Origin of the sequence: Pseudoalteromonas sp. NGC95 (assembly GCF_015864705.1) — a bacterium.
GTDB lineage: Bacteria > Pseudomonadota > Gammaproteobacteria > Enterobacterales > Alteromonadaceae > Pseudoalteromonas > Pseudoalteromonas arctica.
The window spans coordinates 296,550-311,085 of sequence record NZ_JADYWR010000002.1; the positions used below are offsets into that span (position 1 = coordinate 296,550).

Below are 14,536 nucleotides of genomic sequence, written 5' to 3' on the forward strand. Positions count from 1 at the left end.
AGTTCCAAATCGGAACTCCTGTTTATTAGCTTGAAATCCAAGCTTAATTTATCCTTTCTAGTTCCCAGAGGAATTTTGAAAGCCTGCGTATTATAGAGGTATTGGTGATAAATGCAACAACTATTTAGAAACAATACAATGCCTATAAATTTGATTAAATAAGCACCCATACATGCTTACTAGCTATACTTGAACTAATACCTCTACTGTTAGTCAATAAACAAGTTAACACCTTAATTACGCAAACTAAGGGATTTTTAGATATTATGGTATCCTACTGCGCTAATTTTGCCCTTAATACTCTCAATATGGTGAGTCGATGCGTATTTTTAATTATTGTTTAAATGTTATGTCTGCTGGATTTAGCCGCTTATTTGTAAAAAGCAAAGTGCTGCCAGAAAATCCGATTAAACAGTATGATCTAAACCCTGAGTACCCTACATTTTATATAGTGCGTTTAAATTCACGATTTGATTTAGCGGCTCTCGCACATGCGTGTAAAAAAAATGGTCTACCTAGCCCAACCGAAGAGCAAGTATTAGGTAACCAAGATTTAGACCGTTTTATTGGTATTAAAAATCCACCACCACTTTTTGGTGATGAAGCTAAGCCCACCAATGCTTTAGCTCAAGGTAAACAAATTATTGAATACCTAATACAAAGTGGGCAGCAAAACGTACAAGTGGTTCCGGTTACTATTTTATGGGGTCGCGACCCGGGTAAAGAAAAGCCGGGGCTACGCACTTTAATTACGCACTCTCTAACACCTAGCTGGTTTAGAAAGTTTTTTGTGGTGTTGTTTTCAGGACGCGACAACTTTATTCGCTTTAGCCAACCACTCGACTTATCGCTTTTAGTCAATGAAAAAGCCGATGTAAGCGAGTTACCACATAAATTATTACGTGTAGCACGTGTTCACTTTAAGCGCCAAAAGCTAGCTGCTACAGGCCCTAAAATGCCCTCTCGTGAACAATTATTTAATTCATTATTAGCGTCACCTACAATAAAAAAAGCAATTCAAGATGAAGCTAAAGCTAAAAACATTAGCCAAACAGAAGCCCGCCAAAATGCACTTAAGCTACTTGATGAGATAGCCGCTAATTACTCTGAAGCAATGATACGTGTGGCCGAGCGATTTTTAACTTGGTTGTGGAATAAGCTCTATAACGGTATTGATATTAAACACGCAGAACAAATTCATGAACTAACAGATAAAGGCCATGAAATAATCTATATGCCTTGTCATCGCAGTCATATGGATTACTTACTGCTTACTTACTCTATTTATCATTTAGGCTTAGTTCCACCACATATAGCTGCAGGTATAAATCTTAACTTTTTCCCTGCCGGTGGCATATTTAGACGCTCTGGGGCATTCTTTATTCGTCGCTCGTTTGCAGGCAATAAACTTTATTCTGCCATATTCAAAGAGTATTTAAGCCAACTGTTTATTAAAGGTTACTCTGTTAAGTTTTACACGGAAGGCGGTCGAAGCCGAACTGGGCGCTTACTTCCACCTAAAACAGGTATGCTATCTATGACATTACAAGCAATGCTGCGCGGAATAGACAGACCAATATCTATCGTTCCTGTGTACATTGGCTACGAGCACGTAATGGAAATTAACACCTACCTTAAAGAGCTAGATGGAAAAGATAAAAAAGGCGAATCTATATTTGGTATTTTTAAGGCAATCAAAAACCTTAAAAACTACGGTCGTGGTAATTTAAACTTTGGTGATCCAATCTCGATTAACCAATACTTAAACGATAACCAACCTGATTGGCGTGATTCAATACACCCTACCGATGTGCAAAAGCCACAATGGTTAGCGCCACAAGTAACTAAACTTGCCGACCAAGTAATGGTTAAAATTAATAATGCGGCGGCGCTTAATGCGGTTAACTTACTAGCGATGATATTGCTGGTTAACGATAAACAAGCATTGAGTAAACCAAAGCTATTAGCACAACTTGATTTTTATCTACAATTACAGCGCGATGCAAGCTATAGCGATAAAGTAACCGCGCCAGACGAAACACCAGAGCAATTACTAACGCATGCATTAAAGCTGAATAAGTTTGAAGTTATCAGTGATGAATTTGGCGAAATTATTACTATTAGCGATAAAGAAAAAGTACTGTTTAATTACTACCGAAACAACATTTTGCACTTGTTTGCAGTACCAAGCTTAATTGCACTACATCTATTTAAACAACACAGCACAACTATTGAGCAATGCCAGCAACTTGTAAAAACGTTTTATCCGTTATTTGCTAAAGAATGGTATTTACAGCCTCTTGATGAGAGCTACATAACACGTATTTTAGCTAACTTTGCTGATCAAAATTTAATTGAGTTTGATGGCGATAACATTCATATAACGAACAGTAATGACTGCTTAGCTAAGCTAGAAATGCTTGGACGAGCACTTAGTTTTACTCTACAACGTTACGCTATTGTGATTGGTTTTATTCAAACAAGTGATGGCATTGAAAAAGCAGAATTAGAACGAGAGAGCCAAGTGCTTGCACAGCGTTTAGGCACACTGCATGGTATTAAAACACCTGAATTTTTTGATAAAAAAGTACTTGTTAGTTTTATCGAGAACTTACGTGGCGAGTCGTTAATAACAGAGGGTGATAAAGGCTTAGTAGGCAGTACACAACTTTGCGAAACCTACGCACACCTTAAAACATTACTGCCAGCACGCGTCTGGCAGTCAATCAGCGATATAGTACAAGATCAGTGTAACTAGGGCGTGTTGATCTTTGTGGATTGAAATTTGTTCAATCTAGGGGCGATTAAATCGCGGCGCGAGGTTTGTAACCTAGTGGGCTAAGTAAAAACCGAGCAACAAAGAATTAATCGTCCCTAGAAAGAACCCAAAGGGCAGTGCATGTTTGGTCTTTATGCTGCGTTATCGCCTATTTATGGGGAATAACCACACTGCATAGACTCTGCCTTGCCTAAAAACCAAACATACTGCTGCAAATTCACCCACCAAAGTTCAACACGCCCTAGTACTATATCTATAAAAGGGGGTTAGCGCTGACGCATAACCCCTTCTTGCATTGTTGAGGCAACCAAGTTGCCTTGGCGATCAAAAAACTGCCCGCGTACCAAACCACACCCATTACTCGCACTTGGACTGTCAATTGAATACAAAATCCAATCATCCATTCTAAATGGCCGATGAAACCACATTGCATGATCAATAGTAGCTACTTGCATATTTGGCTGCATAAACGATACACCATGAGGCTGCAATGCTGTTGGTAAAAACTCAAAATCAGAGGCGTATGCTAATAAGTAATTGTGGATGCGCTGATCGTCTGGCATTTCACCATTAGCTTTAAACCAAATATGCTTTACCGGCTCCATAACTTCTGGTTTAAACGGGTTATGAAAAGTTACTGGTCGCATTTCAATTGGCATTTCACGCGTAAACTTATTACGGATGACTTCAGGGATATGAGAAGCGTTATCTTGATAAAACTCAAGTGATGAGCGTAACTCTTCAGGTGCGGGTACATCAGGCATTGTTGCTTGATGCGACAAACCATTTTCTTCACCCTGAAACGACGCTGTCATATAAAAAATTGGCTTACCGTACTGAATCGCTTTTACTCGGCGAGTACTAAAGCTCTTTCCATCGCGAATAGTTTCTACATCATAAACAATCGGTTTAGCTGGATCGCCTGGGCGTAAAAAGTAAGAATGTAATGAGTGAACTATACGCCCCTCAGGTAGAGTTTCTTTAGCGGCAGAAAGCGCCTGCCCCATAACTTGACCGCCAAACACAGCACCAAAGCCTAAATCTTGGCTTTGTCCTCGATATAAACCTTGCTCAATTTCTTCAAGTGTTAACAACGACAATAAATCATCTAATACTTGGCTCATTACTTCTTCCTCATTACCCTAGTATCCAAATGATACTATACAATAGTGGGAAGTAAATATTTGTTAGGAATACTGTTATGGCTTACTGGCTATTTAAAACTGAACCCGATGCGTTTTCATTAGATGATTTAAAAAACGCACCAAAACAAACGACTCTTTGGGAAGGCGTGCGTAATTACCAAGCGCGAAACTTCATGCGTGATGGCGTTAAGCTCGGTGATTCAGTGATGATTTACCATTCAAGCTGTAAACACGTAGGTGTAGCGGGTATTGCCGAAGTGACACACGATGCCTACCCTGACCCTACTCAGTTTGATTTAAGTAGCGACTATTACGATGCAAAAGCCACCAGCGACAAACCACGCTGGGTTGTTGTTGAGGTTACTTACCAAAGCCATTTAAAAAAATTAATTAGCCTTAAAGATATTAAAGCCAATAATAATATTACTGAAATCGCACTTAAAAAAGGCGGACGACTATCAATAATGCCTGTTACTAAAAATGACTGGGATGAAATAATCAAAATGGCGCAGTAACACCCTCTCGGTTTGACCTAATTTCATTGAGTTTGATATGATCTACGCTGACTTATAGCTGGAGGATTAATGAAATTACTGTATTGGTTAGATGAATGGTTAACTCTCCCGCGCAATGAGCAACAAACTCGATTACCCATGACGGGTAGTGATTTACTCGGCGATGTATTTGTTAAGTATGATTTTGTTGACGTTAATAAGCCCCTGCTTTTTACCTTTTCACCCGCAGGCACTAACGTGCAAGAGCAAGATCTTCACCCTGATTTTGCACCATGGGGTTATCACTTGGCTCAAAAACAAAACGTAAACGTAATCGCTTTTCAGCATTTAGGTAAAAGTAATTGGTTTCGTAATCGCAATTTAATCTTTTTTCTCGAGCAATTATCAACATTACTTACGCCGTTTAATTGTCGATTAGGCTATGGCTTAAGCCGTGGCGGATTTGCTGTTGGCGCTTTTGCTAAACTATTAAAGCTAAACCAAGTACTGTTCTTTCACCCGGTAAGTACTAAAAATAAAGAATTAGTACCCTGGGATGACCGCTCTAGTACCGATATAGCTCAGCAGTTTGACTGGCAACAAGATTATCACGATCTAGATTTAGGAGATGCCCAAGGCTATATTATTTACGATCCTACTAATCGTATAGACCGAATGCACGCCAAGCGCTATAAGCAGTTAACTCACTTGCGAGTATTTGGTATGGGACATGGCACACACGCTACATATTTGAATAAGTTTGGGTTTTATAAGCAAGTAGCCGTTGATTTCATTCAACATCAGCAAATCAATATTGCACAGTTTCGCCTGCAAACCAAAACCTTACGCTTAAAAGAAGATTATTATCAAAGTCTCAATACGGCTAATGCAGGCTCCCCCCATCGTTTAGCATTATTGAGTACAGCGCATAAAATTTTAGCTGATGAAAAAGAAGTGTATGTACAAGAGCATCAAGCAAAAATTGATATTCAGCCATTAATAGATGTGGCACTTAAGCACCAAGATGAGCACCCTAATGATGCTATTCAGCTATTAGAAGTCGCCCAGCAACTTCTACCTGACGACCCTCTAATTGAGCATAAACTCAAACAGTTGGAAGAGTAATTATTCCAACGAAAACGGCTATAAAGGCTAACTACTCTATTTAGCCTTTTTCTTTTTGTGCCTATGCTTGGGCACAATGGTAAAGTACATCATTAAACCTAACCAAGAAAATATAATGATTCCCATTAGCCAGCCATTCTTTTCATGACCCTGTGTACGCTTACTGTTGAGTACAATAACGACAGGTAATATGTAAGCACTTAAAACAACAATTAAAAATACAACTTCATTCATTATTTTTCTAGGCTCGACCAGTCTACTTCACTACTTAATACTCGATCTACCGATATATAGTGCAAAATATCGCCTTCACTTACTTTGTAATCTAATGGTGGGTTTAAATCCATATTTTGCGCACTTAAATTATGAGCAACACCTAACAGTATTGCATCATGCTCAAGCTTAAAATGATGAAACAAAGTACCAAACTCCATATCTTTGCAGCCACTTGGTACTTTCAAGCTAAATTGTGTATCGCCGTGCAAAGTAGATAGCAGCTCCTCTTGCACACGGCTCGAACCTGGATCTTGCATTGAGCGTACTAATATCTCAGCTGATTTTGCACTACTACATTCTACGTTTTGGCAATGCTCTAACATCATCTCAACTTTGGTTTCATCTAAAAAGTGAGCACTTATATGACAATCATCTTTTACTAAGCGACTTATGCGCAGGGCTGTTGTAAATGTCTGATCGTCATCTTGACCATCAATAATCACTTTGTCAGCACTACGAATAGCTACCCGCTCTAGTTCAGCTAAATTAGTGAAGCTCGTTAAACGTGCAAAATCAACGCTTTCGTTAGCTAAAAAAGGATGATCCATTTGCTCTGTTACCGCGAGTAAAATACGACGGTCAGTACGTTTCGTATCTGCCAAAATGTAATCAATCATCTTTTTTGTACGAGTGTCGTGCCAACCAAAAATAATAATATGGTGGTTACTGTGGGCAAAGTTTTTATCACCAGTCATAGCGCGCCTAATTAAGTAAGTAACAGTTTGTCCTGCTTTTCCTAGCAAAACACCAAATAAAGCTAAACCAAATGGAATTTGTATTAATGCAACCACCCAACGACCAAGATCAGTAGTTGGACTAAAGTCACCATATCCCACTGTTGATGTTGTTACTGTGTAATAGTAAAAAAAGGTAGTAAGCGAGGTTAACGCTTTCTCATTCGCTATAAATAGTAAGCTCCATGTTAATAGCATATGAGTCAAAATAGCTAATGCCACTGCTTGCCAACTCAACTGATCTATATGAGCGCGAACAAGTAACGCTAGCCTTTTAAATATCACCGGCATAATACAAAGTCTTCGTTAGTAAATTATCTATAAACAGTACGTTACTGTAAGCGATGCTTTTAAGCAATGTTTAAGCTTTTAACCACAAATATAAGACTAAATGCTGTTTGCCAATGGTGATTTTTCATGATTAATTAGCGTTAAAATAATAACCAAAACAGTTGTGCTTATGCTTAATAAAATAGCCCGCCCTTTTACTAAAATTGTAGAGCGCTATCTTCCCGACCCTTTTATATTTGTAATTTTACTTACAATAATTACTCTTATTAGTGCGAGCTTATTTACAACCGCAACCAACATTGAAGTATTACAAGCGTGGGGAGGTGGGTTTTGGAACTTATTAAGTTTTGCTATGCAAATGCTACTAGTGTTAATTACAGGCTACATGTTGGCAAGTACGCCACCTATAAGTAAGTTATTAGAAAAACTAGCAACACTCGCAAATACAGCACCTAAAGCAATTATATTGGTAACGCTTATTTCGCTTTTAGCGAGCTGGATAAATTGGGGATTTGGCTTAGTTATTGGTGCCCTTTTTGCCAAGGCAATTGCTAAACATACTCGTGTTGATTATCGATTATTAGTAGCCAGCGCTTACTCAGGTTTTGTTGTATGGCATGGCGGATTAGCCGGTTCGATTCCTTTAACTATCGCAACCGATGGTCACTTTTCAGAGGCCAGCATTGGAATTATTAGTACAGAGCACACTTTATTTGCGGGCTTTAATATAGCCATATTAGTTGGTTTATTCATTATTATGCCGCTCGTTAATCGCTATATGCTGCCAAGCGAGCAAGAAAGCGTATATATCGACCCAGCTCTTTTACAAGAGACAACACCTAAGCCCACAACAATAACTAGACCCGCCCAACATTTGGAACAAAGTAAACTACTCGGTATGGCAATTGGCTTATTAGGTTTGGCATATTTAGGTTATTACTTTTTTATTGCTGGCGGAAACTTAAACCTTAATAGCGTTATTGCCGTATTTTTGTTTTTAGCTATTACGCTGCATCAAACACCCCATAAATTACTTAACAGTCTGCAACAAGCAATTCCAAGCGGGGCTGGCATTGTTATTCAATTTCCTTTTTATGCAGGCATCATGGCGGTAATGATTGATAGCGGATTAGCACAACAGATATCACGTGGTTTTATTGCCGTTGCAGATGCTGATAGCTTGCCATTTTTTAGTTTTATAAGTGCAGGGCTCGTTAATATGTTTGTCCCCTCTGGCGGTGGCCAATGGGCTGTACAAGCACCTATTGTAATACCTGCAGCACAAGAGCTAGGTGCTGATATATCGCGCGTTGCAATGGCTGTTGCATGGGGTGATGCCTGGACTAATTTAATTCAACCTTTTTGGGCGTTGCCCGTATTGGCTATAGCAGGCCTAAAAGCAAAAGATATTATGGGGTTTTGTGTTGTGCAGTTGTTTGTGACTGGGGTTTTTATATCGCTGGTATTGAGCTTTTATTAATTTTTAACGGGCTGTAACAAATATTACAGCCCGCTTTTACCTAGAACGATAAATGCTAGCTCGATAAAATAGTCATTGGAAGGCTTAATATTGGATTTTCTGAATCGGCAAAGTGCATCATTACAGCTACATGCCCAGCGACTACAACTGCATACATTACCGCTGAAAAGCCTTGGCCATATTTATCTAGTGGCATTAAATGCGAGTAATGTCGGCCTCGCCATTCAAATACAATTTCCAGCGCACCTACAAACAAAAAGAATACCAGTAACATTAAGCCAAATGTGTAGCTCAGCCATAAACCAAACAGTACACCGAGTAAACATACACTTAAGCCAATCCATGAACGCATTGAAAAGCTAATACTTTTTAATACATGCCCGCCATCAAGCGGTAAAATAGGTAACAAGTTAAATAAATTTAATAACGCACTAAGAACTGCCACACCTGCAAATATTTCCATCTCGGTGGCGTAATATAAAACGACACCCAGTACCGAGGTAATTAAACCAAATGCAGGCCCCATTAGCGATATAACTACATCTTGCCAACGAGTCGTTATTTTATCGTCACTTACAGCTAGCCCACCAACAAACGGGATTAAGTAAATACCTTTGGTTTTTATGCCAAAGTATTTCATTGCTCGCACATGGCCGTATTCGTGTACAACTAAACACCCAATTAGCATTAATGCAAATTCTATACTAAATAACCACGCATAGCCTGCAACAGAAGCCCCTGCAAGCACTACTTTAATTACCTTAGCACTTTTAAAAAGCTTAAAACCTAATGCAGCCAGACCTAAAAAGCCTTTTTTAGGTGACCCATTTGTAGGTGCTGGTAACGCAAGTTGTGTTGCAAATTGATCATCTACAAAGAGCGAAATGCTTTGCTCTTTCACCGCCGCTGTATCGATACCTATTACTTTGTTGTCGTAAGTAAATTGAAAATAGTTTTCACGAGGGTTATCAAAGGTAATGGCTTGTTGCGCGTGAAATACCTGCACAATTCTTTGCCCAGACACCATAAGCGAAAATGGTTGCTCGGCTAAAGTAAGATCTATTCTTATCATAATTAAGACCGTTTAAAATAATGGCGCTAGTATACCTAATCAGCTTAAAAACACGAGTGAAGGTGCTAGGTAACTATTTTCAAAATAAAAGTATTTGATACTGACAAAATAAAAAAACACTACTACTTTTATAGTAACTCCAAGCGATACATTGAAAGGGATAACAGTGGACAAAATAGTGCCTAATATTTTAGTTGTTGACGATTCAAAAGCAATTTTGATCGTTATGGAAGCTATACTTAACGAATTGGGTATGTCTAACACTATAACTACGTGCCTGAATGCAAAAGAAGCGCTTGAAAAAGTTAAAGAGGATATCAACTACTTTGATGCTATTTTTACTGATCTCAATATGCCCGAAATGGACGGCATGGAACTAATCCGCCACTTAGGAGAGTTACATTATCAAGGCGGTATTATAATTGTTTCTGAAATGGACCATAAAGTTATTAGCTTAGCTGCCAATCTCGCGAAACAACATAACGCTCACCTCATTGGTAATATTTCAAAGCCAGTGCAACTGTCTCAGGTTAGTAGGTTACTTATTAAAGTGGCGCAATTAAACAGCCACACTTTATTAAAAGAGTCAGCCATTTCAAAAGATGAGCTTATTGATGCATTAAAAAACGATGAAATAACGCCTTTTTACCAACCAAAAATAAACGCTGATAACAATAAAATTGAAAGCGTTGAAGTCTTAGCACGTATTTTATCAAGTAAAGACTGCAATATTATTTTACCTAACCGTTTTATAAACACTGCCGAACAACACAACTTAATTAATCAAATTACATTTTCTCTTTTTGAAAAGGCCACCAGCGAATTCAAAAATATGAAAGCGCAACTAGGTCATGATTTTAAAATGGCATTTAATTTATCGCCAACTCAGCTCGACGACTTAAACTGCCCTAATAAATTACTGCTCATTTTAGAACTAAACCAACTCACACCTAGTAATATAATTATAGAAATAACAGAACAACATGCACTCTCAAGCCTCATGCAATTAGAAACACTAAACAGATTAAGAATGCATGGCTTTGGTATATCGCTAGACGATTTTGGTGTTGGTTTTACTAATATGAATCAGCTTCGAAATCTTCCTTTTACTGAAATTAAAATAGACCGTTCACTTATTAGCCATATAGAAACAGATTTATTTTCTCAAGTGGTCGTAAGTTCGTTATTTAATATTACGAGTAAAGATAATTTAGACTTAGTAGCAGAAGGCGTTGAACGCCCAGAAGAGCTTGTTTATTTAAGGCATTATAGAAGAAAACTAGCCATACAAGGTTTTTTATTTAGCCGCCCTAAACCACAAGACGAATTTATATCTTGGGCTAAAGATTGGCTGAAAACTGATGGCAGCCCCGCTTAAAGCGGTATTAATATTTAATCGGGGCTGGTTAACTAATTATCACCCCGAGTGTGTTTATCTTCTTCACTGACTATATGCGCACTGCTTGCTAAACGTTTGTGCCAACGCTGCCTTGCTACTGCGCGCATATTAGTAGATTGGTCACGCTCATCTACAATCTCTAGCCCCATTAAAGCTTCAATCATATCCTCTAGCGTTACAATACCTTGCACGTCACCGTACTCATCTACAACTAGGCATATATGTGTGCGCTTTGTTAAAAGAGTTTGCAGTAACGACGATACATTTTGAGAACTCGGCACCGTATAAATAGGCTTAATCAATTTGCTAATTTTGTAATCGGTACCTAAACGGTGAAATGCCAGCATAATATCGTTTTTATGCACAAACCCAACAATATCGTCGCTGTCTTTATCAAATACCAATATACGAGAAAATGACGACGAGCCGTGATCGTTTAAATACTGATTTACTGTTAAGTCTTTGTGGATTTTAAAAATTACAGTTCGAGGCGTCATTAAGTCGCATAATTTTGCATGTCTAAAATGCAATAAATTACGAATTATTTCGGACTCATCCTGATGTAATGCACCCGACTCCGTACCTATATCAGCCATTGCCTCTATCTCTTGACGAATATAGTAAGCCTCATCGTGCTTTGGACCCATTAAATTTGTTAGCTTTTGTGCAAACCATACAAAAGGCTTTAGCAATATAACTAAAAACCTCAAAGCGTAAGTAACACTTGGCGTTAGAGCTCGCCAGTAATTAGCCCCCAAGGTTTTAGGAATAATTTCAGAAAGAATTAATACGAGGAATGTCATAATGGCTGATGCAATACCTACAGCCGCATCGGAAAACACGACAGCTGCCTGTGCGCCTACCCCAGCAGCACCCGCAGTATGGGCAACCGTATTTAAAGTTAAAATAGCAGCTAAAGGCTGATCTATATTGTTTTTAAGTTTTTCGAGCTGTTTAGCAAGCTCAGGATGATCTTTCCTAAGTGATGCAACATAGCTGGGCGAAATACTTAATAACACAGCCTCCATCACAGAACATAAAAACGAAATAACAATCGCCACTACCATATAAACTATCAGTAAAGTCACTTTCTCTCCTCTATATTGGATATGTGAGCATGGTATCAATACATGCTATATTTGGCCAAACTTCCAATAATAATAGGCATAATAATGAAATTTAGCGCACCATGGTGTCATCAAAATAAGCTATTTAAGTACGCAGCGACTCTTTTGACGCTTAGCAGCTTAAGCTTTGCTGCAATAGCTGCACCATTGGATAAATCAAAAATTCAGTTTATCGGCCCACTTGCCGAAGACATGCAGTTAAAGCCTTTTCAAACACCTCATGGCAATGCCATTATTAATAACCTATTGCCGCAGCTACAAGCAGACTCAGATAGTTTTTCTGTATTTGGGAAAAAACAAAACTGGCAGCCGTTTAATAAAATCAATGCGCTCACTTTAGGTGGGTTACAGGCACTAAAATTTAATATTGAAACAACCCGCTTTACACAAGGTACGCTTACCTTAAAAGGGATTGAGCAAGGTCAGTTATTTATTAATGGCGAACTACAAACAGGTGATAAAAATAGCTATAAGTTAGCTTTAAATAACAGTACTCACTCTATTTTAATAGTAGCCCAACAAGTAGCTAATTGGCACGACGTAATGCTTGATTTTGCACCTAAAAACGACATTGATAAAATTACGCTTAGCGCCTCAAAAACAAAACGCTTATCTGCAAAACAATTGTTTGATGCCCCTACAATCAGCCAATTATCACTCGCACCTAATGCTAAGCAGTACGTTACTACTACTCGCACTTATAGCGATAAAACACAAAACCAAGCAAATACAGTTACTGTACTTAAAGATTCAGATAATCAAACGCTTTATCGCTTCGAAGCAGGCCAACCAAGTAACATTATTTGGAGTCCAGATAACCAATATTTAGTGTATTTGTTAAATAGTGAACTTAAACAACTTAGCCGTAAAAACTTCTCAATAAAAACATTAGCAAACGATTTAGAAGGAGCCAATGGCTTTACCTTTTATAACGACACCAGTCTTTTGTTTAGCTGGTCTAAATCACCTGAGAGCACTAACAGCTTAACCAAGCACTATAAAGGTCTACAAGATCGTTGGTCGTATGCACGTACCACCAGCCAAATTTACATGCTTGATACTAAAAGTGGTTTAACAAAAGCACTTAGCCAAGGTCCTCTTTCTTACAGCCTTGAAGATTCAAATAGTAACCGTGGCAAAATATTAATGAGCCGCCCAGTAATGGCAATGCAAGCATCAACCCACCCTGAAACAGAGTTAGCCGAACTCGATTTAAAATCAAACAAGCTTTCATCGCTTGGTAAATTCAAAACGTTTAATTTAGCCAAATACGCAAATAAAGATATTTATGTAGTTGCAGGCCCTGACTTTAAAAATGGCGCAGGCAGAGCTCTACCAAAAGCAATGCTTGCTAATAACTACGACGGGCAACTTTACCTACTTACTGAAGGTGGTAAAAATGTAAAAGCACTTAGTAAACAATTCGATTCTGCTATTGGCCAACTGCAAGTTTTAGAAAACGGCGATGCGCTCATTAAAGTAACAGAGCAAGACACTCAACCACTTTACCTATTTGATTTAAGTAAACAGCGCTTTAAAAAGTTAAATACAGGATTGGATATTGTTGAACAATTTAGTTACTCACACGACCGTAATACCGAAATTTTATTAAGTGGCACTAACGCTTTAGCGCCACAACAGCTAAAGCGCCTTAACGTCAGTAAAAATAAAACAGATTTAATATGGGATTCAAAACCAAGTAGCTATGCAAATACACGACTCCCTACATTAGAAGAGTTTAATTTTAAAAATAAACATGGGGTTGAAATAACTGGCCGCGTTTATATTCCTAGCAATTTAGATAAAACTAAAAAGCACCCGGCGCTCGTGTATTACTACGGCGGCACTTCACCAGTTACGCGTGGTTTTACAGGTCGTTATCCGTTTAACTTATGGGCAGAAAATGGCTACATTGTTTATGTAGTACAGCCTACTGGCGCAACAGGGTTTGGACAAAAGTTTTCAGCGCAGCATGTTAATGCCTGGGGCGACTACACTGCAGACGATATTATCGAAGGCACGCAAGCCTTTTTAAAGAAATACAACTATGTTGATAGTGAAAAGGTAGGAAATTTAGGGGCATCATACGGTGGCTTCATGACCATGTTATTGGCAACTAAAACCGATATATTTAGTGCTTCAATAGCTCATGCGGGTATTTCTAATATTACCTCGTATTGGGGTGAAGGTTGGTGGGGCTACTTATATTCTGGCGAAGCATCAAAAAATAGCTTTCCGTGGAATAATCCTGAGCTTTACAGCCAGCATAGCCCAGTATTTCATGCCGATAAAGTAACAACACCTATGCTACTTCTTCATGGTGATAGCGATACTAATGTACCCGTTGGCGAAAGCTTAACAATGTACACTGCGCTTAAATTACTTAATAAAGATGTAGAGTTAATTGAGTACAAAGGTGCCGACCACCAAATTTTTGCACGTGATAAACGATTTGATTGGTGGAATACCATGTTAGCGTACTTTGATAAAAAGCTAAAAGATGAACCTCAATGGTGGGACTCAATGTATAAAAATGACTGAGCCTGAACCTTTAAAATAACGACTTAATACAGATTTATTAATAGTAGTATTAATTATTTAGCACCTTTTAATT

At 38.4% G+C, this 14,536-nt stretch carries 11 protein-coding genes; 6 read left to right on the top strand and 5 right to left on the bottom strand.

Features of this window, described 5'->3' with window-relative positions:
• Nucleotides 1-319: 319 nt before the first annotated feature.
• The gene (gene plsB / locus I6E70_RS03735; RefSeq protein ID WP_197188043.1) at nucleotides 320-2,758 is read left to right on the top strand and encodes a glycerol-3-phosphate 1-O-acyltransferase PlsB; all 2,439 of its coding nucleotides are present in this window, start codon (nucleotides 320-322) and stop codon (nucleotides 2,756-2,758) included.
• 287 nt (nucleotides 2,759-3,045) lie between these two features.
• Here plsB and tesB read toward each other — a convergent pair whose 3' ends face one another.
• Nucleotides 3,046-3,903: an acyl-CoA thioesterase II gene (tesB, locus tag I6E70_RS03740; RefSeq protein ID WP_002957902.1), complete on the bottom strand. Its 858-nt coding sequence runs from the start codon at nucleotides 3,901-3,903 to the stop codon at nucleotides 3,046-3,048.
• Nucleotides 3,904-3,980: 77 nt separating this feature from the next.
• Here tesB and I6E70_RS03745 point away from each other — a divergent pair, with 77 nt between their 5' ends.
• Entirely contained in the window at nucleotides 3,981-4,439 is a 459-nt protein-coding gene (locus I6E70_RS03745) for an EVE domain-containing protein (protein ID WP_007587049.1), read from the top strand.
• 69 nt (nucleotides 4,440-4,508) lie between these two features.
• Complete coding sequence (locus I6E70_RS03750) at nucleotides 4,509-5,543, top strand: cytosolic protein (protein ID WP_197188044.1); 1,035 nt, start codon at nucleotides 4,509-4,511, stop codon at nucleotides 5,541-5,543.
• Nucleotides 5,544-5,579: 36 nt separating this feature from the next.
• Here the strand turns inward: I6E70_RS03750 and I6E70_RS03755 are convergent, their stop codons facing one another.
• Both I6E70_RS03755 and I6E70_RS03760 read right to left on the bottom strand, forming a co-directional pair.
• A complete protein-coding gene (locus I6E70_RS03755) occupies nucleotides 5,580-5,777 on the bottom strand; it encodes a PLDc N-terminal domain-containing protein (protein WP_007587044.1) in 198 nt (65 codons plus the stop codon).
• Nucleotides 5,777-6,844 (bottom strand): potassium channel family protein, encoded by a 1,068-nt coding sequence (locus I6E70_RS03760; protein ID WP_007587041.1) that lies wholly within the window; start codon nucleotides 6,842-6,844, stop codon nucleotides 5,777-5,779. The genes I6E70_RS03755 and I6E70_RS03760 overlap by 1 nt, the downstream gene beginning before the upstream one ends.
• Before the next feature lie 169 nt (nucleotides 6,845-7,013).
• On the opposite strand from I6E70_RS03760, the gene I6E70_RS03765 reads away from it, so the two are divergent.
• Nucleotides 7,014-8,324, top strand: coding sequence for a short-chain fatty acid transporter (locus tag I6E70_RS03765; protein ID WP_197102041.1), 1,311 nt, complete (start codon nucleotides 7,014-7,016; stop codon nucleotides 8,322-8,324).
• Nucleotides 8,325-8,379: 55 nt separating this feature from the next.
• Here I6E70_RS03765 and I6E70_RS03770 read toward each other — a convergent pair whose 3' ends face one another.
• On the bottom strand, nucleotides 8,380-9,396 hold the full coding sequence (locus I6E70_RS03770; protein ID WP_182712007.1) for a metalloprotease: 1,017 nt from the start codon (nucleotides 9,394-9,396) through the stop codon (nucleotides 8,380-8,382).
• A gap of 166 nt (nucleotides 9,397-9,562) precedes the next feature.
• On the opposite strand from I6E70_RS03770, the gene I6E70_RS03775 reads away from it, so the two are divergent.
• A complete protein-coding gene (locus tag I6E70_RS03775) occupies nucleotides 9,563-10,774 on the top strand; it encodes an EAL domain-containing response regulator (protein WP_197188045.1) in 1,212 nt (403 codons plus the stop codon).
• Between the two features lie 32 nt (nucleotides 10,775-10,806).
• On the opposite strand, the gene I6E70_RS03780 is transcribed toward I6E70_RS03775, so the two are convergent.
• Complete coding sequence (locus tag I6E70_RS03780; RefSeq protein WP_007587021.1) at nucleotides 10,807-11,883, bottom strand: hemolysin family protein; 1,077 nt, start codon at nucleotides 11,881-11,883, stop codon at nucleotides 10,807-10,809.
• A gap of 84 nt (nucleotides 11,884-11,967) precedes the next feature.
• Between I6E70_RS03780 and I6E70_RS03785 the strand changes: the two genes are divergently transcribed.
• Nucleotides 11,968-14,463, top strand: coding sequence for an alpha/beta hydrolase family protein (locus I6E70_RS03785; protein ID WP_197188046.1), 2,496 nt, complete (start codon nucleotides 11,968-11,970; stop codon nucleotides 14,461-14,463).
• Nucleotides 14,464-14,536 lie beyond the last annotated feature (73 nt).